General features: G+C 70.9%; 18 protein-coding genes and 1 pseudogene. 12 read left to right on the top strand and 7 right to left on the bottom strand.

Going from position 1 to position 22,300, the window contains the following annotated elements; all coding sequences use genetic code 11:
• Window positions 1-106 precede the first annotated feature (106 nt).
• Complete coding sequence (locus tag WMF22_RS48700) at window positions 107-775, top strand: hypothetical protein (RefSeq protein WP_044967360.1); 669 nt, start codon at window positions 107-109, stop codon at window positions 773-775.
• An 18-nt stretch (window positions 776-793) separates the two neighbouring features.
• On the opposite strand, the gene WMF22_RS48705 is transcribed toward WMF22_RS48700, so the two are convergent.
• Window positions 794-1,639 carry a DUF4142 domain-containing protein gene (locus WMF22_RS48705; RefSeq protein ID WP_437296658.1) on the bottom strand — a complete coding sequence of 282 codons (846 nt, stop codon included), beginning with the start codon at window positions 1,637-1,639 and terminating at the stop codon, window positions 794-796.
• A gap of 480 nt (window positions 1,640-2,119) precedes the next feature.
• Window positions 2,120-2,950, bottom strand: coding sequence for a class I SAM-dependent methyltransferase (locus WMF22_RS48710; RefSeq protein WP_437296659.1), 831 nt, complete (start codon window positions 2,948-2,950; stop codon window positions 2,120-2,122).
• Window positions 2,951-3,615: 665 nt separating this feature from the next.
• Between WMF22_RS48710 and WMF22_RS48715 the strand changes: the two genes are divergently transcribed.
• The gene (locus WMF22_RS48715) at window positions 3,616-4,137 is read left to right on the top strand and encodes a hypothetical protein (RefSeq protein WP_438034194.1); all 522 of its coding nucleotides are present in this window, start codon (window positions 3,616-3,618) and stop codon (window positions 4,135-4,137) included.
• Between the two features lie 108 nt (window positions 4,138-4,245).
• Here the strand turns inward: WMF22_RS48715 and WMF22_RS48720 are convergent.
• A pseudogene (locus WMF22_RS48720) lies at window positions 4,246-4,418 on the bottom strand (adenylosuccinate synthetase); the annotation flags it as partial.
• An 84-nt stretch (window positions 4,419-4,502) separates the two neighbouring features.
• Here WMF22_RS48720 and WMF22_RS48725 point away from each other — a divergent pair.
• Window positions 4,503-4,910, top strand: a complete 408-nt coding sequence (locus WMF22_RS48725; protein ID WP_438034195.1) for a hypothetical protein — start codon at window positions 4,503-4,505, stop codon at window positions 4,908-4,910.
• Window positions 4,911-5,059: 149 nt separating this feature from the next.
• Here the strand turns inward: WMF22_RS48725 and WMF22_RS48730 are convergent, their stop codons facing one another.
• Both WMF22_RS48730 and WMF22_RS48735 read right to left on the bottom strand, forming a co-directional pair.
• Window positions 5,060-6,343, bottom strand: a complete 1,284-nt coding sequence (locus WMF22_RS48730) for an adenylosuccinate synthase (RefSeq protein WP_437296662.1) — start codon at window positions 6,341-6,343, stop codon at window positions 5,060-5,062.
• Window positions 6,344-6,455: 112 nt separating this feature from the next.
• Window positions 6,456-7,883, bottom strand: coding sequence for an ATP phosphoribosyltransferase regulatory subunit (locus WMF22_RS48735; RefSeq protein WP_438034196.1), 1,428 nt, complete (start codon window positions 7,881-7,883; stop codon window positions 6,456-6,458).
• Window positions 7,884-8,168: 285 nt separating this feature from the next.
• Here WMF22_RS48735 and WMF22_RS48740 point away from each other — a divergent pair, with 285 nt between their 5' ends.
• On the top strand, window positions 8,169-8,753 hold the full coding sequence (locus tag WMF22_RS48740) for an RNA polymerase sigma factor (protein ID WP_231864596.1): 585 nt from the start codon (window positions 8,169-8,171) through the stop codon (window positions 8,751-8,753).
• Between the two features lie 89 nt (window positions 8,754-8,842).
• On the opposite strand, the gene WMF22_RS48745 is transcribed toward WMF22_RS48740, so the two are convergent.
• Complete coding sequence (locus WMF22_RS48745; protein ID WP_437296664.1) at window positions 8,843-9,538, bottom strand: HAD family hydrolase; 696 nt, start codon at window positions 9,536-9,538, stop codon at window positions 8,843-8,845.
• A gap of 372 nt (window positions 9,539-9,910) precedes the next feature.
• Between WMF22_RS48745 and WMF22_RS48750 the strand changes: the two genes are divergently transcribed.
• The 3 genes from WMF22_RS48750 to WMF22_RS48760 all read left to right on the top strand — a co-directional run bounded on the left by WMF22_RS48750 (window position 9,911) and on the right by WMF22_RS48760 (window position 12,097).
• Entirely contained in the window at window positions 9,911-10,162 is a 252-nt protein-coding gene (locus WMF22_RS48750; protein ID WP_437296665.1) for a helix-turn-helix transcriptional regulator, read from the top strand.
• 328 nt (window positions 10,163-10,490) lie between these two features.
• Entirely contained in the window at window positions 10,491-11,081 is a 591-nt protein-coding gene (locus tag WMF22_RS48755) for an RNA polymerase sigma factor (RefSeq protein WP_437296666.1), read from the top strand.
• Window positions 11,078-12,097 carry a hypothetical protein gene (locus WMF22_RS48760; RefSeq protein ID WP_438034197.1) on the top strand — a complete coding sequence of 340 codons (1,020 nt, stop codon included), beginning with the start codon at window positions 11,078-11,080 and terminating at the stop codon, window positions 12,095-12,097. Before WMF22_RS48755 ends, WMF22_RS48760 begins: the two co-directional genes overlap by 4 nt.
• 137 nt (window positions 12,098-12,234) lie before the next feature.
• Here WMF22_RS48760 and WMF22_RS48765 read toward each other — a convergent pair whose 3' ends face one another.
• Window positions 12,235-13,335: a hypothetical protein gene (locus tag WMF22_RS48765; protein ID WP_438034198.1), complete on the bottom strand. Its 1,101-nt coding sequence runs from the start codon at window positions 13,333-13,335 to the stop codon at window positions 12,235-12,237.
• 617 nt (window positions 13,336-13,952) lie between these two features.
• Here WMF22_RS48765 and WMF22_RS48770 point away from each other — a divergent pair.
• From WMF22_RS48770 to WMF22_RS48790, 5 genes are all read left to right on the top strand, one after another.
• The gene (locus tag WMF22_RS48770; protein WP_438034199.1) at window positions 13,953-15,686 is read left to right on the top strand and encodes an Ig-like domain-containing protein; all 1,734 of its coding nucleotides are present in this window, start codon (window positions 13,953-13,955) and stop codon (window positions 15,684-15,686) included.
• Between the two features lie 3 nt (window positions 15,687-15,689).
• Window positions 15,690-18,038, top strand: coding sequence for a PKD domain-containing protein (locus tag WMF22_RS48775; protein ID WP_438034200.1), 2,349 nt, complete (start codon window positions 15,690-15,692; stop codon window positions 18,036-18,038).
• Complete coding sequence (locus tag WMF22_RS48780; RefSeq protein ID WP_437296671.1) at window positions 18,035-19,444, top strand: c-type cytochrome; 1,410 nt, start codon at window positions 18,035-18,037, stop codon at window positions 19,442-19,444. Before WMF22_RS48775 ends, WMF22_RS48780 begins: the two co-directional genes overlap by 4 nt.
• A 129-nt stretch (window positions 19,445-19,573) precedes the next feature.
• Window positions 19,574-20,629 (top strand): poly(ethylene terephthalate) hydrolase family protein, encoded by a 1,056-nt coding sequence (locus tag WMF22_RS48785; RefSeq protein ID WP_438034201.1) that lies wholly within the window; start codon window positions 19,574-19,576, stop codon window positions 20,627-20,629.
• Window positions 20,630-20,693: 64 nt separating this feature from the next.
• A complete protein-coding gene (locus tag WMF22_RS48790; protein ID WP_438034202.1) occupies window positions 20,694-22,154 on the top strand; it encodes a PAS domain-containing protein in 1,461 nt (486 codons plus the stop codon).
• Window positions 22,155-22,300: the final 146 nt, after the last annotated feature.

Consider the following 22,300-nt stretch of genomic DNA (forward strand, 5'->3'; position numbering starts at 1 on the left):
GGCGTTGGTCCGTTATGGTGCCCGAGGTGACAGCGTCGACGGGGGGCGTTCGCGGGTCGTGTTTCGCTGGACTCCGCAGCCTTGGAGCCTGAGGAGGATCGACATCATGGGCGAGGTGATTCGCAAGGATGCGCCAGCGGACGACATCATCGGTGACGTGCGCGCGACGCTCCACAGCGCTTCCGCGAAGGGCGGGCCCCTCCGGGAGCTCGCCGAGCAGCGGCTCGTGCCCGTGCTGACGCTCTTCGACGGGGTGGAGGCCCAGCGCAACGCCGCGCGCTCCGAGGCGGAGCCGCTGCTCGCCAAGGTCGAGGCCGAGTCCGCGCGCGCCGACGACGCGCTCGGCAAGGTCGCCGACGACGTCTGGAACGCCGTGGGCCGCCCCTCCGCGGATCCTGCGCTGTCGATCCTGTTCCCGGGCGGCGTGGCCTACTTCGCCGACGACGAGGACGGCGATCTCACGGGGCAGCCGGATCGGCTGGAGGTGCTCGCGCAGCTGCTCGGCTCGGGGATCCACCCGAAGCTCAGCCTGGACAAGGCGCAGGCCGCGGCGGCCGAGGTGAAGTCGGCGGCGGCGGCGGTGCGCTCGACGGTCGAGGCGACCCGGCTGCCGCTGGAGCGGCTGAGCGTGCTCGACCGCATCCGCGCCTCGGTGGCGAAGAGCGCGCACATCGAGCTGGTGCACCTGAAGCGTCTCTACAGGGCGGCTGGCTTCAGCGAGGCGGAGATCCACGCGGTCATCCCGGATCGCGGCCGGGCGCGGCGCCGCCTGTAGCGCGCCGCGCCCCTCGGCTCACGGGCGGGGGTACGGGCCGGGCGCGCCGAAGCCAGACGGCGCGCCGCGGCCGTAAACCCCGTAGTAGGGGGAGACGGCGGGCGAGTAGGGCCCGTTGGCGCCGAAGTAGACGGGGCCGTAGGAAGGCGCGCTGTTGGCGAAGCCGCCGCCGTAGCTGCCGTAATTGCCGTAGTTACCGTAGTTGCCGTAGTCGATGTAGCTGCCGTAGGTGCCGTAGTTGCCGAAATAGGGTACGCCAGGCGGATAGCCGCCCTCCGGAATGTACGGGCTGCCGATGAGCGCGAGGAGCGACGTGGCGAACGAGAGGTTCCGCTTCGTGGCGCTCAGGACCTCCGGGACGAGGTGAGAGAGCCCCGGGTGCAGCTCGGGCCCCACGATGGCCATCTGCTCCTGGAGATGGGCGAGGAACTCCCGGTGTCGATAGATCTGAACATTGACGAACGTCCAGTCGAAGCTGGGCCCCGCGAGCCCCGTGAGCTGCTGCTGGCTCGCCGCGCCCTGCTCGATCAGCGCCAGGCTGATCTCGTTGTCCACCGGCGCCATGCCCATCTGCGTGAGCGCGAGCGCGAGCTGCTCGCTCGCGGCGGTGTGATGATCGAACAGCGTCTGGGCGAGCTCGAAGACGTGCGCGTCCGACGCCTTGGCGCGGGCCATCTGCGCGTCGCTGAGCTCGGTCGCGTTGAAGGCGGCGAGCACCGCGGCGAGCTGCGGCATGGTGAGCGAGAAGGCCTGTGAGGTGGACTCGACCGCCTCCTCCGAGCTGTCCTCGTCCGCCGCCACCAGAACACCGTCTCCCGCCGCGACGGAGCAAGCGCTGGTCCCCGCGAGCGCGAGGGCTGCCATCCATGCAAAACGAAGAGAGTCGACTCGAATGTTCATAATTCCCCCATGTCATTGACGGAAGCGGGGCCGGCGCTGGAGCGCTCGGCGGTGATGCCTGGCCCGCCCCGTCACGTATCTTGAACTGTTGTTGGGAGACGCAAGCCGCGAGAACATCAAATAGGCAATTCTCACCAGCGCGCAGGATCGGCTGAATCGTCCGTGCCGCGCGACGGACCGGCGCAGAGGTGCCACCTCTCGACGTCGATGAACGGACGCGGGCACCCGCCCGGGCGGAGGCGCTGGAATCCCTGCGTGAGGGCGGGCGGGGGCCGGGAGCGGCGCTGTCGGAGGATCAGCGTGATGCCATGTCCTGGCTCGACGGAGAGCGCAGGACGGAGTTTGCCGCTTTGCTGGAGGACGGGCCCGGAGTCGGGCTCTTGGTCGCCGTCACCTGGCACGTCACCTGGCACGTCACCTGGCCGCCCGGGCGGGAGAAGGACGTCAGTCGGAGATCCTGGCCGGTTTGCGGGCCAGGACGCCGACGGTGCCATAGTAGACACCCCACGCCGACGGATCGGCCGCGAACCGGGCGTAGCCGGCGAGATCTTCCGCGCTGACCCGCCCTGTCGCGAGGTACCTGTGCTGGAGCTGGGTGGCTGAGAGGCTCATGATCTCGGACAGCGGGTGACCGCCAGGGCACAGCGGCACCTCGTTCTCGACGGCCTCGATGGCGAGCCCTCGCGACGTCAGGATCGCGGGGAGGCGCAGGCCGAGGCCGGGGTCCTTGCCGTCGGCCTCGAACATCGCGAGGATCGACCGATTGACCCGATCGAAGGCCTCGATATCCGGACCGGAGGCGCCCCTCGCCGCGGTGAAGTCCGGCTCCTCGAGCACCAGGTGGCCGCCCGGCTTGAGCGCTGCGAGCATGGCGTCGAGGAGATCCTGGAAATCCGCGTTGTGGACGAGCACGTAGCGGGCGTGGACCAGATCGAAGCGCGCCGCGTGGAAATTGAGCTGGCGGATGTCGCCCTCGATGATCCGGACGCCCGGCGGCGGAGAAGCGTCCATGAACCCGACATCGAGGTCGACCGCGACCACCTCGCCCTCGAGGCCCACGCGCTCTGCCATCCAGCAGGCGATCGACCCGGCGCCGGCTCCTACCTCGAGGCAGCTCCAGCCGGGCCCCATCCCGGACGCCTTGAGAAGGCGCCGGCTGCCGGGGTCGAAGAAGCCCTCGATCCGCCGCAGGCGCTCCAGCTCTCGCGCACGCTCCGAACCCGCAAACACGTAGCTGTCCTCGGCCATAGGAATGGACAGAATAGTCGATCCCATGGAGGAAAAGCGAACTTCTCCCTGCTGACTTCGCCCGACCTTCTTCCAGCGGCATCGATCTGTCGAGCGGCGCGTAGCGGGTGAGCTGTTCGGCCCGGGCTGTAAAGCGCGCTTGTCCCGACGTTATGTCCAGACGCCTTCAATGGAGCGCGCCGTCACCGCCGCGCGTCTACGCGAGCAGCCTTGGGCGGAGCCACAAGAGGCCTGGCGCGGCGGGCGCGAGGGCCGCGAGCCCGAGGACCGCGGCGCGCAGGAGGCGCCCCTTCCCGCGCGGCGTCTGATGAGCACGCCGCCGCCCTGCCGCCGGAGCTGGGCCAGCGCGGCCCGGGCGCGGTGACGTGTGGCGCGTGTGGCGCGTGTGGCGCGTGTGGCGCGTGTGGATCGATTCGCTCGCTCCGTGGCCGGCTGAGCGCCTGTCGTCGAGCGCGCGCCGGCCGGCGTCAGGCGTTGTTCGTGTCCCGAGGGGTTAACGGCTCTCGATCGGGCGCGGCCCGATGCACCGTTCCGGCGTCGTCTCGATCCCGAGGGCCGGATCCGGCCCCAGCATGTCGAGCGCGGGACGCTACGCCGCCAGGCTCCGGAGGCGGCCTTCGCGCGCACGGGCGCGTCCGCATCGCCGGCGGCTCGGCACGAGCCGCGAACGCAAACGACCTGGGAGACACATCATGCGAAGCATGTTTCTGGTAGTCCTGACCGCGTTGCCGCTCATGGCCTGTGGGGGCAATCAAGGCGGAGAGGCGGCCTCGCCGGCGCCCGCGCCGGCGGGTGGAGAGACCCCCGGCGCGCCTGGAACCCCAGGAGCGCCCGAGAGCGGAACGCCCGGCGCGGATACGGTGCCTGGAGAGATGGGAGAGCCGGGCGCCCAGGGCGGGCAGGGCACCCAGGGAGGCGCGCAGGAGTGGGGCAGCGGCACCCACCGCAGACCGGGCACGGGCGGCACGAGCGGCGGCACGCCGAGCGGCGCGCCGGGCACGGGCGGCACGACGGGCGGCACGCCGAGCACCGGCGGCGCGCCGGGCACGGGCGGCACGCCGGGCAGCGGCACCGGCGGCACGCCGGGGGGAGGGGCTTACGCGCCGGGCGGCGGAACCGGCACGCCGGGCGGGACCACCGCGCCGGGCGGCGGCAGCGGCCAGCGGGGCGGCGCGCCCGGCGGCGGTAGCAAGAGCGGCGGCTCCGGCCAGTAATCTTCAAGCTGCACGTCTGGACAACCGTCCCGCTGGACGAGACGGCGGCTCATCGCCCGCTGCGGTGAGCCGAGGTCCCGCCGCTCACGCGAACGCGTTGCGCCGCACGTAGGCGACGCAGACCTCGAGCTCGGCATGCCGGTCAGCACGTCGAGCTCGGTGAGCGCGATCAAGTCGAGGCCGTTCACCCGCGCCGCGTAGCGCAGCGCCGGCAGGTCCAGCCACCCGGTCCGCCGCGGCCGGCCCGTCACCGAGCCGTACTCGCCGAATGTTGCACGGAGGTGTGCGACGCGCGCATCTTGGTCCGGTCACCAGTGGCATTTGCTTTGGTCAATGCCTGGTGCAATGAGCGGTGCGAACGAGAGATGGACAAGTCGATCGACGAGATTCTTGCTGAATTTTCCAGTGGGTATGGTCCAGAGGAGGTCTGGATCCTCTCGCTGAGCGACGCCGAGGTTGTCGAGCGACTGCGGGCCATCGGGAATCATCCGTGCGTCGCCTTGGCCGAATACCTCGAATCGTTGTTCGTTCGGGTCCAAGTTGATCCAGCGTCGATCAAGCGCGAGCTGGAGGAGTCCGCGGGGTCCGTATCTGGTGGCTTTACGAGCTGGCTAGATCCCAAGGAGAGAACTGCCGACGGCCGAGTTGCATGGGTCGCCTATCACCTGGCCAATGGACGGGCCATCGCCCGAAGCTTGATCCTGAATTGGGTCAAGCAGGAGCTCTGCTTGTCGAGCGTGGCCCCCTCCTCCACCCCCTCCGATCCGGAATGATCTACCGCGGGCTGTGACTGCGTTACGCCGTCATCGACGGACGAGCGCCAGCCGCGTGTCCGCGGGCGCCTACACCCGCCCGCGCCGCCGGTAGCGACCGACTCCCCGGCGGGGCGCCCGCGCAGCGGCGCGCCCCTGGTCCCGCCCCCTCAGGCGAACGCGTTGCGCCGGACGATGGTCGCCTCGCGGTCCGCGCCGACCGAGACGACGTCGACCGGCACGCCGGTCTCCTTCTCGACCATCTCCACGTAGTGCCGCGCCGCCGCCGGCAGCTCGGTCATCGACCGCGCGCTGTCGATCGGCTCGCTCCACTCGGCCACCGTCTCGAGCACCGGCTTCGCCGTCGCGATGTCGTCGATCGGGAACTCGCGCGTGCGCCCCGACGGCGTGTCGTAGGCGACGCAGACCTTGAGCTCCGGCATGCCGGTCAGCACGTCGAGCTTGGTGAGCGCGATCCCGTCGAGGCCGTTCACCCGCGCCGCGTAGCGCAGCGCCGGCAGGTCCAGCCACCCGGTCCGGCGCGGCCGGCCCGTCACCGAGCCGTACTCGCCGCCGACCGACCTGAGCCGCTCGCCGAGCGGGCCGTCGAGCTCGGTCGGGAACGGCCCCTCGCCCACGCGGGTGCAGTACGCCTTCGCCAGGCCGAGCACGCGGCGGATGCGCGTCGGGCCGACCCCGGCGCCGACGCACGCGCCCCCCGCGATCGCCGACGACGACGTCACGAACGGGAACGTGCCATGGTCGATGTCGAGCAGCGTCCCCTGCGCCCCCTCGAGGAGCACGCGCTCGCCGCGGCGGAGCGCGCCGTCGATGAGCTGCGACGTGTCGGCGAGCAGCGGCGTGATGCGCTTCGCCAGCGGCGTGAGCTCGTCGAGGATCGCGTCGAGCGACGGCGGCTCGCCGCCCAGGGCGCGCAGCGTCGGCGTCCACGCCTCGAGCGAGCGCGACACGAGCTGCGCGAGCCGCTTCATGTCGCGCAGATCGCCGAGCCGCGCCCCGCGCCGCGACGCCTTGTCCTCGTAGCAGGGGCCGATGCCGCGCTTGGTCGTCCCGAGCCGCACGCCGTCCGCCGCCGCCGCCTCGCGGAGCGAGTCGACGAGCGGATGGAACGGCAAGATCAGGTGCGCGCGATCGGACACGAACAGCCGCCCCTGCGTCGAGCAGCCCCGCGCCTCCACCGCGTCGATCTCGGAGACGAGCACCCCGGGATCGACCACCATGCCCTGCGCCATCACGCAGCGGGCGTTCGAGCGGAGGATGCCGCTCGGGATGAGCCGAACGATGAGCTTCTCCCCGCCCACCACCAGCGTGTGGCCGGCGTTGGGCCCGCCGGCGTAGCGCACCACGAGGTCGGCGCTCTCCGTATAAAGGTCGACGACCTTGCCCTTGCCCTCGTCGCCCCACTGTGCGCCGACGATCACGATCGCGGTCATTCCGAAGCTCCTCTTGGATCACGTGGCCCGGCCTCGGCCCGCTCGTCACTCCGAGCGGCTCCGTCCGGGTCCAGGTTCGCCTTTACCCCAGGCTCGCTTGCCGAGCGAGCGTCTACTTGCCGCCCGGACGTCCTGCCCCCGTCTTCAGCACGATCGCCTGGGCCGCCGCGGCGTCGTCGAGGGCCGCCGGAACCGCGCTCGCGCTCGTCGCGGCCTCGCCGCCGCCGGATGTCGCCTCGACCACAAGCGCCCCGTCGCGCTCCCGCACCAGGTGAGAGAACCGCCAGGACAGCGCGTACCCTTCAGGATCCTGGTCCGGCGCGTGCGCCACGGCCGGGACTCCCAGCCCCCGCAGCGCCGCCGCGAGCGACGCGGCGCGCTCCGGCCGCGCTGCGACGAGCACCCGCAGCGCCGGCTCGTCCGCCGCGCCCGCGACGTCGCGCGCCCAGGCCATCGCGTCGAGGTTCAGCCCGAAGCCGACGGCCGGCATCGGCAGGCCGAAGCGGGAGAGCAGCATGTCGTAGCGCCCGCCCGCCGCGATCGCCTCCCCGGGGCCATCGGCCAGTACGTGGAAAATTACACCCGTATAGTACGCCAGACCGCGGAGCTCGCCGAGGTCGACCCGGAGCGCCGGGCCGAGCTCGGGGCTCGCCCTCGCCGCGTCCCAGAGCGCGCGGAGCTCGGCGAGCGGCGCCTCGGCGGGCGTGCCGGTGAGCAGGCGCGTGGCGCGGTCGAAGACAGCGGCGCCGTCCGGGTCGGCAGCGCCGCCGCCCGCGAGATCCGGCAGCGCGGCGATGGCCGCGACGATGCGGCGCGGGACGTCGGCGGCCTTCGGGCTCGCGAGCACGGCGGCGAGGCGGGAGGCGTCCTTCAGCTCGAGCACCTCCGAGAGCTCGGCCGCGAGCCCCGCCGGGACGGCGTCGAGCAGCGCGCGCGCGATCATCGCGTGGCCGAGGTCCACGACGAAGTGCTCCAGGCCGGCCTCCCGCACCGCGGAGGCGGCGAGGCGGAGGATCTCGAGCTCACCGGCGAGCGTGCCGACGCCGTAGAGCTCGACGCCGGCCTGCGGGATCTGCCGGTGGCGCCGCGCCCGCCCCTGGCGGCGGCGCAGGACCGTGCCCTCGTAGCAGAGGCGGATGGGGCGGGGCGCGTCCGCGAGCCGCGTGGCCACGAGCCGCGCGATCTGCGGGGTCATGTCCGGGCGGAGCGCCGCCACCTCGCCCGACTCGGGCTCGATGAAGCGCAGCACGTCCGCGGCGTCGAGCGTGCCGAGCCCGCGCTCGAGCACCTCGGCGAACTCGAACGCGGGCAGCGAGACCGGCTGGTAGCCGCAGAGCACGAAGTGATCGAGCACGCGCTTGGCGAGCGCGCGCCGGCGCCGCGCCTCCTCGGGGAGGAGATCGCGCATCCCGGCGGGCAGCGGGTGGGCCAGCGCACGCGGCGGGGTGGAGGCGGACGGCGCTGGCCGGTCCATCTCGGGCGTCGGAACGTGGCTGTTTCCCCCTCGGGGGGCTTCCCATCGCGGAGCGTCGCTGGACATCGTGGCCCCGCTTATACCGGCTGAGCACGCGGTGCGCACGCGGCGCGCACGTCCGTTGAGCTTGCCGTGGCAAGGCCTTTGCTGGTCGGTGCGCACCACCGGGCCCGTGGGCCGGAAGCGCACGCGGCGCCCTCGACGGAGAGATGGCTCATGGCTCTGACCGCCGTTCCGACCGATGTACCGAGCGCCAGCACGAGGCCTGAGACTCCTCTGGCGCCCTGCGGTCTCACCCCGCCCGGCGTGGTCGGGTCGCGCCCTTCGCCCCGCGCCCCGAGCGCGGGCCCGTTGGCCGAGGTCATCTGCCGGGCGAAGGACGGCGATCGGGAGTCGCTCGACGAGCTCACGCGGCTCATCCGCCCGCACGTGGAGCGGCAGCTCGCGCGCTACCCCGTGTCCGACGAGGATCGGCTCGACCTCGTGCAGTCGACGCTGCTGCAGGTGGTGCGGACGATCCGCTCGTTCCGCGGCGACTCGAGCTTCACGACGTGGCTCTTCCGCGTGACGGCGAACGAGGCGCTCATGCTGATGCGGTCGCAGCGGCGGCAGCGCGCGCGCATCGTCGAGGGGCTCGACTTCGAGGAGCTCGGCCTCTTGCCGACGATGCGCAGCACGATCGGCGAGGACGACGCCGCGTCCGCGGCGGAGCGGGAGGCGTACGTCCGCGAGGCGCTCTGCGAGCTGCCGGACGACTACCGCGACGTGGTGCTCGCGCACTACCACGAGGACCTCGGCCTCCAGGAGATCGCGCAGAAGCTCGCCGTGAGCGAGAGCGCTGTCCGCTCGCGGCTCCACCGGGCGCGCGTGCGCCTGCGCGCGATCCTCAACGCGACGGCGTTCGGGCGCGAGATCGCCGAGGGCGTCGCGGCCTGAGGGGCGCGCGGGCGGCGACGTCCCGCGCGTGCGGGGAGGGAGGCTGGCCGCGCGCGCAAATCCGACGCGCACCACCCGGGGGTGTGCAGCTAACGAACGGTGGAGAGCCTGACCGTCGCGTCGCGCCAGCGGCGGAGGACGTCCCAGAGCTCTCCCAGGGTACGGAGGAGCACGTCGGGGCGGGCGTCGAGGAGCTCGTCTTGCGATGCGAAGCCGCCGAGGACGGCGATCGATCGCGCGCCCGCGCGGCGAGCGCACTCGATGTCCTGGGGGCCGTCGCCGACCATCACCATCTTGTGCGGCTGGACGCCGAGGCGCGCCGCGAGGTGGAGCAGCGGCGCCGCGTCCGGCTTCTTGGCGGCGACGTCGCCGCCCGCGACCACCGCGCGGAAGCGCGCGCCGACCCCGAGCGCGGCGAGCACCGCGTCGGTGGTCGAGCGCGGCTTGTTCGTGCAGACGCAGAGCGCGAGATCGCCGAGGTCCGAGAGCCTCTCGAGCATCTCCTGCGCGCCGGGCATCCAGCGGGTGAAGTCGAGCGGGTGCCGCGCGTAGTAGTCGAGGAAGTGGCGGAGGACGTCCTCGACGCTCTCGGATGTCTCGGGGAGCCTGGCGGCGCGCGCACACAGCGCGCGCGCGCCGTCGCCCACGTACCGGACGATCACCTGCCCGGGCAGCGGAGCACGGCCCGTCGCCACGAGCGCATGGTTCACCGCCGCCACGATGTCGCCCCGACTGTCGATCAACGTACCGTCCAGGTCGAACACGACCACCGTGGGAGTGAGCATCGCCAGAGAGCCTACGCTGGTGCCCTCGCTGACGGAAGGTACGGCGAGCACCCAGATGTCATAAAAATCGGACTCGGTGTCCACTAATTAAGACTCTATGATTGAAATAGTTGACATTGGTTCGCCGGTCAGTTACCTGGTTCGAGGTGTCCGCGATCCCTGGAGGGATCGCGGACACCTCGAACCAGCGCGGCCGCGGAGCGGGCGTCGGGGCGCGAGCGGGGCGAAACCGCGAGGAAACAGAGCCGGGGCCGCGCGCGTGAAGCGGCGCAGACGTCCGGCCATCTGCGGCCGGATGTGTGGAAGGCGGAGCTCGCCGCCTGCGGATGGGGAAGGACGCGCTGGCTCGGAGGGCGAGGTGACGTTCAAGGAATGGAGCGCGGCGTGGGCAAGGGGCAACCTCGGATCACGAACGTCATCCGCACGCTGAGGTTTCAGGCGGGCGAGATGACCCAGGCGGAGCTGGCCGAGAAGGTCGGCGTCACCCGTCAAACCATCGTCGCCGTCGAGCAGGGCCGCTACTCGCCCTCCCTCGAGGTCGCCTTCCGCATCGCGGCGGCCTTCGGTGTGCCGCTCGAGCACGTCTTTCAGTGGAAAGGTGACGCGTCGGGCGAGCGGGGTTGAGAACAACGGTGCTTGCCCGTGTCGAACAAGGGCACAGGAAAGGAAGCGTCGTCGTGACCGCGAGCGCCGGCGACGACGAAGGCGCTGCGCGCGCGGTCGTGCTCCAACGTGAGGCGACGCGGATGCAGTACGGGGAGCCCACGCTTAGCGCGCTTGTGCGCGTCGACGTGCAATAAGGACCGCAATTTCCGCTGGTGCGGCGTTCATGTTGGTTCGAACGCTCGGCGCAGCTCATCCACGAAGCGCCCGCGGTCACCAGAGGCTGCTGCTCCGTGCTGGCCTGTCGATTTTGTGATCGAGTTGTCTCGATCCGGAGATTGCACAAGGCGTGAGCCGTGGTGAAGCGCTGACCCTGATGCAGCTCCCCGCCGCAGCGCCGCCCGACAGCCGGGCGGCGGCCGGGCGCCTCACCGGGCTCGTGATGGAGCATTCGGCGTTCGTCTGGCGCTCGCTGGTGCGGCTCGGCGTGCCGCGCGCCGACGCGGAGGACGCGGCGCAGCAGGTGTTCCTCGTGGCGGCCCGGCGGCTCGGCGACATCGAATCGGGCCGGGAGGCCGCGTTCCTGTTCAGCACGGCGCTGCGGATCGCCTCGCGCGCGCGGAGGACCCAGCAGCGGCGCCGGGAGGTGCTGGAGGAAGCGCCCAGCGAGCGCGTCGACCCGGCGCCGGACCCCGAGGAGATGATGGATCGCGCTCGCGCCCGCGCGGCGCTCGATGCCATCCTCGACACGATGCCCCTCGAGCAGCGCGCTGTCTTCGTGCTGTTCGAGCTGGAGCAGATGACGACGGCGAACATCGCGGCGCTGCTCGATCTTCCGGCAGGCACCGTCGCGTCTCGCCTCCGCCGGGCGCGCGAGCACTTCCAGGCCGCCGTGAGGCGGATAGAGGCGCGGGCCCATTTCCGAGGTGAATCGCCATGACCGATCCCGAGCGCCTTCTGGACCAGAAGGGGAGTGCTCTGCGAACGACGCTCCTCCGCGCGGCGCTCGACGAGAGTCCGCCGAGCGGCTTGACCCGGCGAATGCTCGTCGCGGTCGGCGTCGGGGCCGCCGTGGCGGGGACGGGGAGCGCGGCCGTGGCGGGGACGGGGGGCGCGGCCGCGGCGGGGACCGGGGGCGCGGGCGCGGCAGGGGGTGCGGCCGCGGCGGGGGGCGCGGCCGTGGCAGGGGGTGCGGCCGCGGCGGGGGGCGCGGCCGTGGCAGGGGGCGCGGTCGCGGCAGGGGGCGCGGTCGCGGCAGGAGGCGCGGTCGCGGGGGTGGGGGGCGCGGCCGCGACGGGGGGCGCGGCCGCGGCGGGGGCGAGCGCCGCGCTGAAGGTGGCGGGCGTGGCGGGCGGGAGCGGCATCTTGAGCGCGCTCGGGATCGGCGCGGTCGCAGGGGTCCTCACGCTCGGGGTCGCCGAATGGACGCACGTCGACGCGCCGACGCCCGCGGGGCGCGCTCAGGAGGCGGCCAGCGCGCCGGCTGCGCTCGCCGCGCCGCGCGCACCCGTCGCGGCCGAGGCGGAGCTGCACGAGCGCGTCCCGGAGGAGCGAACGGACGAGGCTCCGCCCACGGCCGCGCCCGCCGCCACGGCTCCTGCCGCCACGGCGGCGAGCAGCCCGCGCGCACGCGAGAGGAACGCGCCGACGCTGGCCGCCGAGCTGGCGCTGCTCGACACCGCGCGGCGCGCGCTGCGACGTGGTGATCCGGCGGCCGCCCTCGCGCTCCTGGCTCGCCACGCGCGCGAGTTCCCGAGCGCCCAGCTCTCCGACGAGGCCGCCGCGATCCGCGTCGAGGCGCTGGCGCGCAAGGGGGATCGCGCGGGCGCACACGCGGCGGCGCGGCGCTTCCTCGAGGCACACCCGGGCAGCCCTCACGCCGATCGCGTCGAGTCGGCCGCCGGGCTCGACGCGCGCAAAGGAGCCGTGCAGCGGAGGAGCGGACCCGCAGACTGATATGAAAAGAGGCATCGTCATGGCGTGGCAGGAGACCGCGCCCACGCGCTGCCGTTCCTCCGCGCGCTCGCTGCCCGTCGCCCGGAGCGCCCATCCGGCGGTGGAGGGTCAGGGGGCACCCGACCCTGGTTGGTGCCCTACCGCGGGTTCACGATCGAAATCTGGAACCACTCGCCCACCTTGCCGGAATACTGGGATATGCCTCCGACAATACCGGGCCCGCACAGATTTCCTTCGGCGCCGTTCGTATCCCGCGGTCCCATGACGTTCCACACCGAGGAGCTGCAGTCCGCCGCGGTCTCGGTCAGATGGAAGTGCGCCAGGCCGCTGCCCGCGCTCCAGTACAAGAAGTTGTATTGCGGGTAGCAAGAGGCCCCGTAGCAGTCGACGCAGCCAGCTGACCACTGCATGATGTCCTCCTCCCCGTCCACGACCGCTTCCTTTGTCGTGAAATAATAGGTCATCTCGCTGATCTGCTCCTGGCTGAAGCCCACGCTCGCGAGGCTCCACCGCGACGTCCCGCAATCCGCGCATTCTCTGCATTCCAGCACGATGTCGTCCGCGTCTGTCGCATCCGCGAGCACGACAGCAGGCCACATGGCGGGGATGTCATCGCCGAGCGTGTCGGTGAACTGTGCCGCGATGCTCGGCGGCGCGCAGAGGGGCAGCCCCTGACACTCCGGATCGGCGCAATCCGCGAGCCCGTCCTCGTCGTCATCGTAGCCGTTGCCGCAGGCCGCGTCGGTGTCCTCGCGCGGCGCCGCCGTGTCGTCGACGCCGATGACGATGTCGAGGCTCCCCTGACCGACGGAGACGACATCGCCGTCGGCGCGGAACTGGAACACGACCGTCGATGTCGTGCCTTCGTTGATGAAGACCTGCAGCGGATTCGGCGACGTCAGGACCGCCTGAACGGGCTGGTAACCGACGCCGGTCCACCGCTCGAGGACCCAGGAGGGCTCGAGGTACACGTCATAGTGGCCGACCGGAAGCACCTCCGTGATCACCGGCGCCTCGATCGAGCCGTCGACGAGCCGGTTCGTCGGACCGTGGATATTGAACCACGCGTTCGACAGGCGGTACGTCGCGCCCGTGACGCTGGTCCCGACGAGGGCGAGGCTGATCGAGCCGACCTCGGACGCCTGCCCGACGCCGTCCGGCGTCTCCGCTCCACAACCCACCTGCATCGCAAGTGCCGCGAGGACGGAACATACGAAGAACTGGCGCAAATATCTCATGATGACTTCCTATCAAAGACGCTCGCGCAGGAGAAGCGAGATCGCCACCGTACAGCCGCGCTGCACGCGCTGGTGGATAGGTACCGCTTCACCTTGCCGGCGGCGTGCTCATGGGCGCAGGGCTACGACAGCGCGGCGTTGTGGTACGTGAGGCAGCCGGAAGTCCAGCACCTGGCCAGTCTATGTGAGCGTTCACATTTGCAGCGTCCATCGAAAACCGGCGATCCTAGAGTCGGAGCAGGGCGCCGCGGCGCCCGCGTGAGCTCTCGTGCGACCTCGTCAGCTCTCGTCCGTTCTGGTGGACCTGGGCGGTAGAACCTGCTCGGCCTCGACCACGAAGGGGCCGCCTTCGCGCCTCGGCCTGCGGGGTCGAGCCGCCGGATCGCCTCACAACGAGCGCGGCCGATCGCGCTTGACATTCCATATGTGAACGTTCACAATTCTCCACATCTTAACCGATTCATTTGCGGGGGCGCATCGCGTATCGCGTATCGCGCGTTCGTGTACCCGTGTGTCCGCGCGATCGCGGCGGGTGCTGTCGGCCCCGAGTTCCGGCGGGGTGGCCACCTGTCATGACCCACGCGCCAGAGGAGAGGTCAGGGATGCATTCGAAGAGGATGGGACTACGTTGGTTCGGCTTTTCTTCGTTCGCCGCCCTGCTCGCGGCGTGTTCCGGCGGGGACCTCAACTCACCGGAAGGAAATGACGGCGGTGGCTCCGGCGACACCACCTCCGTGGTGGCAGGCAGCGGCGGCGCAGCCCCGACGCCGGCGGCGGGAGCCACGAGCAGCGGGGCCACGAGCAGCAGCGCCGCGAGCAGCAGCGCCACGAGCAGCGGGGCCACGAGCAGCAGCGCCACGAGCGGAGCCGGTGGAGGCGCCACGACCGGAAGCGGCGGCGCGGGCGGAATCGACCCGGACACGATCACCGCGCCGGAGGGCAAGATCCCGAACATGCCCATGCCGGCGAACAAGATCAACTTGCCGCGCAACAGCTGGCGAGACGGCCTGGTGTCGCCGACGCTCGAGGCGGGCCATCACCAGAACCAGCCGATCGTCATCAACGGCTACGTTCAGGGCGCCGGCAACGCCGAGATCGTCTTCTACGACATCGCCGATCCGACCAACCCGAAGATGCTCTCGCGCATCCAGAGCCCTGGCTTCGATCCCAGGGGAGGGCCCAAGGGCGTCGGCGAGGCGGAGTCGCACCAGACCTCGCTCGGTCGCTATGGCGACAAGTTCTACCAGGTCACCACCTCGGGCACCGGCGTCGACATCTGGGACGTCACCGACGCCCGCGCGCCTCGTCACGTGAGGCTCGTCAAGCTCGACGGCATCAACTACGGGGACTTCACCGACGCCGTCTGGGGCATGTACTGGCAGGGCAGCGTCATCTACGTCGGCGGCACCAACACGGGCCTGCACATCCTGGACGCCGCGGATCCCGAGGACGTGAAGTTCGTCAAGAAGATCCCGATCTCGCAGTTCGGCGGCGTGAGCGCCGGTCCGCTGTGGGCCGTGGGCAATACGCTGGTCATCACGACGCCCAAGGACAACGGCGGCATCGCGACGATGGACATCAGCGATCCGATGAACCCGGTCGCGCTCGACTTCATCACCCCGAGCAAGAGCTACATCTGCGGTCTGTACGGCAAGCACGTCTACGTGCAGTCGCCGCTGCGCGTGTGGGACGTGCTGACCGACCCCACCGACATCGGCTCGGCCAATTCACCCATCGCCACGCTGCCCGACTCGGCGTTCAGGGCCATGGGCTACCCCGCCGGGTCCGAGTACATGAGCTTCTCCGACGGCACCCTGTTCCTCGGTCACCTGCGGCCGGACGCCGGCGTCTCCAAGATCGACGTGCGCGACATCCACAAGATGTCGATCAAGAGCCGGGTCTGGGGGCGGCTCGAGTTCACGAACGGCGACGACCAGTTCTCGATCCCGGTCGGCAGCCTGCTGGTGCTGGCCGACGACGAGCTGCCCTACCGCGGCATGGTCATCGCCGCGCACTCGACCGAGCCGGACACCACGCCCCCGGCGGTCGACACGGTGCTGCCGAAGAACGGGGCGACGGGGCTGTCCAGGAGGTCGCGCATCGGCCTCAGCCTCACCGACAACGTCGAGATCGCCACGGTTCACCACGGCAGCTTCATCGTAAGGCCGATGGGCGGGCAGCCGGTGAAGGGCTCGTTCGGCCTGTACATGGGCATCGTGAGCTTCGACCCCGACGAGGACCTGATGCCGAACACGACCTACGAGATCGTGCTGCCGAAGGACGGCATGAAGGATCTCGTCGGCAACGGCATCGCGGCCGAGTTCAAGTCGACGTTCACGACCGGTCCCTGAGCCATGCGCTCGCTCCCGAAGCTCCTCGGCCTGCTCGGAGGCATCTGCGCGGCGGCGGCCTGGCCGGCCGAGGCGCGCGCCGTCACGGCCAGCGTCCCCGTGCGCGCGCCCTCGCTCGCCGGCGAGGCCGTCACGTTCGACCTGACGATCGGCGACGCGGTCGGCCCCGTTCAGGTGCGCTGGGACATGGGAGACGAGACGCGCACCGAGTTCATGGTCGACGACGTGCAGCAGGTCCACACCTACGCCGCTCCCGGCCACTACCCGGTGCTCGTGACGGTCAAAGACGATGTCGGGTTCACCAGCGTCGCCTTCGTGCACACGGCGCACCGGCCGCTCGTCACGGGCAGCGCGGCGGGCTCGACCGACCTCGTGTACGACCCGCCGAACGCGAAGGTCTACACGGCCAATTACGAGAACGACAGCGTGAGCGTGCTCGACGCGAGCGCGCTGACCAAGGTCGCGGAGGTGCCGGTGGCGCGCGGCCCGGTCGGGCTCGCGCTCACCGCGCAAGGCACGCTGTGGGTGCTGCACCGGGATGCGCACGCAGTCTCCATCCTCGACACCGCGTCGCTCTCGGTGGAGCGCGAGATCGCGCTGCCGTACGCGTCGCAACCGATGGGCCTCGCGATCAGCCCGACCGGGGACGCCGCGTACGTGACGCTGATGGCGGTCGGCAAGGTGCTGAAGCTGGACGTGGCGAGCGGCGCCGTCGTGGCCGAGCTCTCGCTCGGCGGTACGCCGCGGGGCGTCTCGGTGTCGCACGACGGCTCGCAGATCTACGTCACGCGCTTCCTCTCCGAGGACAGCCACGGCGAGGTGGCGCGCATCGACGCGGCGACCTTCCAGGTGAGCACGCGCTTCGCGCTCGCCGCGGACACCACGACGGAGGACACGGACCAACAAGGGCGCGGCCTGCCGAGCTACCTGTTCTCGGTGGGGCTCTCGCCCGACGGCTCGTTCGCGTGGGTGCCGGGCAAGAAGGACAACATCTTTCGTGGTCCATTTCGCGATGGGCTAGACCTCACCGACGACAACACGGTACGTCCGCTCGTGGCGCTGCTGAACCTCGCGGAGGGCGCCGAGGACGTCGCGCGGCGCATCGATCTGGACGATCGCAACCTGCCGAACCAGGTCGTGTTCACGCCGCTCGGCGACTACGCGTTCATCAGCGTCGCCGGCTCGGCCCTGGTGGAGGTCCGCGACGCCTACACGGGCGAGTTCGTGACCGCGCTGAAAGAGGCGGGCTTCGCGCCGCGCGGCCTGGCGCTGACCGAGACCAACAAGCTGTTCGTTCACGCGTCGCTCAGCCGCACGGTGACTGTCTACGACGTCGCCGACATCGTCAGCTCGCACGACCTCATCACCAAGAAGCTGGCCGAGATCCCGACGGTCGCCGTGGAGAAGCTCGACCCGCAGGTCTTGCGCGGCAAGCAGCTGTTCTTCAACTCGGCCGACATCCGCATGAGCGACCAGGGCTACATCAGCTGCGCGTCGTGTCACTTCGACGGCGCGGAGGACGGGCGAGTCTGGGACTTCGGCAGCGCGGGGGAGGGGCTCCGCAACACCGTCTCGCTGCTGGGGCGGCGCGGCACGGGCCACGGCAACGTCAACTGGAGCGGCAGCTTCGACGAGATCCAGGACTCGGACGACAACATCCGCCACCTGTTCGGCGGGAAGGGCTTCCTGACCGCCGAGCAGATCGCCCTGGGGACGGTCGGCACGCCGCGCGGAGACAAGAAGGCCGGCCTGAGCCCCGAGCTCGACGCGCTCGCGGCGTTCCTCGGCTCGCTCGACACCTACCGGCCGAGCCCCTTTCGCAATCCCGACGGCTCGCTCACCCAGGACGGCGTCGCGGGTCGCGCCATCTTCAAGCGCCTGGGCTGCGGCTTCTGCCACACGGGTCCCGACGGAACCGACAGCGCGGGCGGCAAGCTGCACGACGTCGGCACCGTGAAGCCGTCCTCCGGGATGCGCGCCGGCGAGCCGCTGCTCGGCATCGACACGCCGACGCTGAACGGCGTCTGGGAGACGGCGCCGTACCTGCACGACGGCTCCGCGCCGACGCTGCGCGATGTCCTCGTCACGGCCAACCCTGATGATCGTCACGCCTTCACCAGCGCGCTCAGCGAAGCCGAGCTCGGGCAGCTCATCGCCTACGTGCAGCAGCTGGACGGCACCGTCGACCTGGAGCCGAGCAAGGGTGACGGCGCGGGTGAGGAGCCGAGCGAGGAGGGCCTCTTCGGCTGCAGCGCGGCGGGCGGGCGCGGCGATCGCCGCGCGCCGCTCCTTTCGTTCGCGCTCGTGGCGGCGTTGATGACGTTCGGCGCCCGCCGAGGGAGGCCCACGTGAGGCGTCTGCAGAGCCTGTGCCTGGTTTCGCTGCTGCTGGCGGCGTGCGTCGGCGAGATCGGCGGGGGCGTCGCCACGGACGAGGCGACGACCGACTGGGACACGCTGCCGTCCGTGAATGCTCCCGACGCGGAGCTGTCGGGCCTGCCCAGGCGCGAGGCGCAGTATCGCGCGCTGTGCGCGACGCCGCGCGGCGACAGCTTCTGGCAGGCGGTGTGCGCCGCGCCCCGCCCGGACATCACCGACTTCGCCAGCTTGCTCAGCGTCGCGAAGCTCGACGATGATCGCGCCTTCGCGCTCACCGGCAACTCCACCTCGCTCGTGAAGGGCGCCGTCTCCGCGGTCAATCCGCGCCTCATCGTCTTTCCGCGCGTGACCGAGATGCGCGAGAGGCCGGCTGAGATGACCGCGCTCGGCTTCGTTCGCGGCGAGCCCTTCGTCGAGATCGTGAGCCGCGACCTCTCGACCGGTGACTACAATTTCTACCTGTTCACGTTCGAGCGGCAGTGTGATTACGACGGCAGCTGCGATCTGGCGAGCCTGCTCACCGAAGAGATAGAGCACGGCTGGACCGCGTTCACCATTTACAGCGAGGAAGACGTCGAGAACACGTCGTTCGATTGTCGCTCGTGCCACCAGCCAGGCGGCTATGGCACGAAGAAGATCTTGCGCATGCAGGAGCTGGAGTTCCCCTGGATGCACTGGTTCCCGCAGCGCTTCGTGCAGCGGACGGAGTCCGATCGGGTGCTCACGGCGCAGTTCCTGGAAGCCCACGCGGAGGACGCGCAGTACGGCGGCATCCCCATCGCGACCATCGAGAATGCCATCGACGAGGGCAGCGGCGCGCAGCTCGAGGCGTTGCTCGTCGCCGAAGGCCAGGCGGCGCAGCCGAACGCGTTCGACCCGCGCATCGAGGCCGAGGCCAAGGCCGGCGCGTCGAGCTCGATCTGGGAGGAGCAGTTCGCCTTGTCGCAGGCGGGTGATTCGATCTCGGTTCCTTACCCGCTCGTGGACGTGACGGATCCCGCGCTCCGCGCGGAGCGGGCCCGGTCCTACCTCGACGTGGTGACGGGCGCGGCCCCGCGACAATCCCTGCTCGATCTGCGCGACCTCTTCTCCGCAGACGCGAAGGTGAAGCTCGGCCTGGTGCCGCCGCCCGGGGCGAGCGGGCGCGCCGTGCTCACGCAGCTCTGCTCGCGCTGTCACGACGGTCGCGGGAACCCGGCGCTGAACCGCGCCAGGTTCAACGTGAAGAACCTGGACGCGATGTCGCGAGAGACGAAGGACAAAGCCATCTTCCGCTTGCAGGAGCCCGCGACCTCGCCGCTGCGCATGCCGCCGTGGCGCGCCGCCGACGAGCTGCCCCCCGCGGAGCTCGCCGCGGCCATCGAAGAGCTGGCCAAATAGCGCCGTCCGCGTGACCGCCGCGCGCCAGTTTGGGGTTGACGCAGGTTATGTGAGCGCTCACATTTGGCGCTCCAGGACCTGCATTGCCTTGCCCGCTTCGCGCTGGCGTGACGTAACCCGAGGGGCATCGTGGACCACGAAAAGAAAGCCGTCAGGCGCTTCCATGTCTTCTGCTTTCTCTCGAGCGTCGCGATGCTGGCGTGCGGCGAAGAGAGCGGCGGCGCGGCGCAAGCCGCGGGCTCGGGCAGCTCGAGCGTGTCAGCCGCCAGCGGGGCGCCGACCGGCGTGACCGCTGGGTCAGGCGGCGCTGCCAGCGGCAGCGGCGGCGCCGACGTGAGCGACGGCGGAATGGGCGGAGCAGGCGCGGGCGCGGGCGGAGCAGGCGCGGGCGGAGCAGGCGACGGCGGCGCCGGAGCGGGCGGAGCCGGGGGCTCGCCGCTCCCGCCGATCACCGATTACTCTGCCGAGGGGCCGTTCGCGACGACCGTGGAGCGGAGCGCGGGGCCCAGCGGCAACTTCACGATCTTCAGGCCTGAGCGCCTGGGTGAGGGCGGCTTCCTGCATGCGCCGATCATCTTCGGCCCCGGGATCAATACGCAGGTGACCAGCTACACGGCTCTCCTGTCGAACTTCGCATCTCACGGCTTCGTGGTGGTCGGCGCCAACCTCCTCACGGGCGGCCCCAACGCCCCGAACAACCGCGCGGCCATGCTCGAGGGGCTCGACTGGATCATCGAGCAAAACAGCGAGGCGGGCAGCCTCTACGAGGGCAAGATCGACGTGGAGCACGCCGTTTCCATGGGCTACTCGGTCGGCGGCACCGCCGCTGTGGAGATCGGCGGCCATGAGGCCGTGGCCACCGTCGTCTCCATCCACGGCCACGTCGCGACGGCGGCCCTGCACGGGCCCATGCTGCAGACCAGCGGAACGCAGGACACGGTCGGGCTTCCAATGCAGCAAAAAACGTACGACATGTCCCAGACCCAGACATTCCTGGCGACGGTGATGGGCGCGGATCACGGGTACATCACGCGCGACGTGGGAGGCGTCCAGCGGCCGGCGATCGTGGCCTGGCTCCGTTACTGGATCTACCAGGACACCGGTGGGAAGCACTATTTCTACGGTGATGATTGCGTGATGTGCACCTCCCCCTGGGTGAATCCCCAGCGCAAGAGCTGGGAATGACCTGGCGCCGAGGGAGACGGCACGACCCCATCCACCATCGGAGACGTGCAGCCCCGTCGGTTGGTTGAGGAATGTCGCGATTCGCAGCATAGCAGTGTGCCGGCGTACGGATCTCGCGTACATCTTCGGGGATGTCGACCTTGCCACCCCGAGCGCGCTCCGGATACAGTCCATCATCCAACGAATGACAGATGAGGGATTAGGGGAGATCGGGCGGCTCAGGGCGGAGATCGCAGTGCTGCACGCGCGGGTCGAGGAGCTGGAGAGCGCGCTGGCGGAGCGGTCGAGCGGCGGCGCGGCCGGGGGAGCAGCGCAGCCCGGCGCGGTGAGCGCGGACGCTCACACCGCCTTCGGCCCGCTCGCGTGGCTGCTCACACCGGCGCGGGCGCAGATCCACTGGCGTCCCGATGGCACGGTGACCCGCTGGAACGATGGCGCCGAACGTGTCTTTGGCTGGAGCGAGGGCGAGGCCGTCGGCCGCAGGCTCTCCGAGCTCGTGGGCGCAGATCCCGTGTCCCCGGACGCGGTGCGTGCGCTCTTGCTCGACTGGGCGGAGAACCGGTTCGCCTCGGCCACGAGCGAGGGCAGGACGAAAGGCGGGCAGGCGCGCCTCTTCCGGTGGACCCACGCGGTGCTGCGCGACGACAGCGGCGGCGCGCGTGAGATCGCGGCGATCGTCGAGGACACCGGCGACCCACCGTGGAGCGAGCACGTGCTGCTCGGGCGGCTTCAGCTGCTCCTCCAGCTGGTGGACCACTCGCGCAATTCCATCTTCGTCAAGGACACAGACGGGCGCTACGTCTTCGTCAACCGAGCTCACGCCGAGGCCCTCCAGAGGCACGTCCTCGAGGTCATCGGCAAGAATGAAATCGAGCTGAGCCCCCTGGCCACCGAGGCCATCGAGCAGGTCGTGACGAAAGAGCATGAGGTGATGGCCGGGGGAAAGGCGATGCAGTACGAAGAGGTCCTGCGGCTCGGCGACACGACGATTCATTTCTCCACCGTCAAGTTCCCGATCCTCGACGGGCGTGGCGAGCCGATGGGCCTCGGCGGCGTCGTCACCAACACCACCTTGCTGAGGCACGCGGAGGCCGAGCGGGCCGCGCTGCAGGAGAAGATCATCGTCGCCCAGCAGGCGGCCCTCCGGGAGCTGTCCACGCCGCTCATCCCGATCGCCGACCGGGTGGTGGCGATGCCGCTCGTGGGGACGATCGACAGCGCGCGCGCAGCGCAGATCATGGAGACGCTGCTGTCCGGCATCAGCAGTCAGAGCGCACACACCGCGATCCTGGACGTCACCGGCGTGCGCGCTGTCGACGAGCACGTCGCCGATGCCCTGACGCGGACCGCGCGCGCCGCCCAGCTGCTCGGCACGCGCGTGGTGCTCACCGGCGTGCGCTCGGAGGTCGCGCAGACGCTGGTCACCCTCGGCGTGGATCTGTCCGGTATCACCACGCTGGGCACCCTGCAAAGCGGCATCGCGCACGCCCTCCGCAACCCGGGGAACCAGCGGTCGGCGGGGTGAACCCGCCTGAAGGAGCAGGAGCTCGGGCCGCCTGGCAGCCGTGTTCTTCGACCGCCGAGCCACGCTGATGCGTTGCCATGTAGGCCTGCCGCGCGGCCGCCGCCGGAGGGGCGGGCGGCAAGGCGCGTGGTCGGTCGGCGGGAGCT

It is taken from the genome of Sorangium sp. So ce204, from assembly GCF_051526795.1.
Classification (GTDB): Bacteria; Myxococcota_A; Polyangia; order Polyangiales; family Polyangiaceae; genus Sorangium; species Sorangium cellulosum_B.

Excerpts from the sequence above, each read along its gene's own strand:
- WMF22_RS48700 (WP_044967360.1), top strand. The coding sequence starts at position 107 with ATGGGCGAGGTGATTCGCAAGGATGCGCCAGCGGACGACATCATCGGT.
- WMF22_RS48705 (WP_437296658.1), bottom strand. The coding sequence starts at position 1,639 with ATGGCAGCCCTCGCGCTCGCGGGGACCAGCGCTTGCTCCGTCGCGGCG.
- WMF22_RS48710 (WP_437296659.1), bottom strand. The coding sequence starts at position 2,950 with ATGGGATCGACTATTCTGTCCATTCCTATGGCCGAGGACAGCTACGTG.
- WMF22_RS48715 (WP_438034194.1), top strand. The coding sequence starts at position 3,616 with ATGCGAAGCATGTTTCTGGTAGTCCTGACCGCGTTGCCGCTCATGGCC.
- WMF22_RS48725 (WP_438034195.1), top strand. The coding sequence starts at position 4,503 with ATGGACAAGTCGATCGACGAGATTCTTGCTGAATTTTCCAGTGGGTAT.
- WMF22_RS48730 (WP_437296662.1), bottom strand. The coding sequence starts at position 6,343 with ATGACCGCGATCGTGATCGTCGGCGCACAGTGGGGCGACGAGGGCAAG.
- WMF22_RS48735 (WP_438034196.1), bottom strand. The coding sequence starts at position 7,883 with ATGTCCAGCGACGCTCCGCGATGGGAAGCCCCCCGAGGGGGAAACAGC.
- WMF22_RS48745 (WP_437296664.1), bottom strand. The coding sequence starts at position 9,538 with ATGCTCACTCCCACGGTGGTCGTGTTCGACCTGGACGGTACGTTGATC.
- WMF22_RS48750 (WP_437296665.1), top strand. The coding sequence starts at position 9,911 with ATGGAGCGCGGCGTGGGCAAGGGGCAACCTCGGATCACGAACGTCATC.
- WMF22_RS48760 (WP_438034197.1), top strand. The coding sequence starts at position 11,078 with ATGACCGATCCCGAGCGCCTTCTGGACCAGAAGGGGAGTGCTCTGCGA.
- WMF22_RS48765 (WP_438034198.1), bottom strand. The coding sequence starts at position 13,335 with ATGAGATATTTGCGCCAGTTCTTCGTATGTTCCGTCCTCGCGGCACTT.
- WMF22_RS48770 (WP_438034199.1), top strand. The coding sequence starts at position 13,953 with ATGGGACTACGTTGGTTCGGCTTTTCTTCGTTCGCCGCCCTGCTCGCG.
- WMF22_RS48775 (WP_438034200.1), top strand. The coding sequence starts at position 15,690 with ATGCGCTCGCTCCCGAAGCTCCTCGGCCTGCTCGGAGGCATCTGCGCG.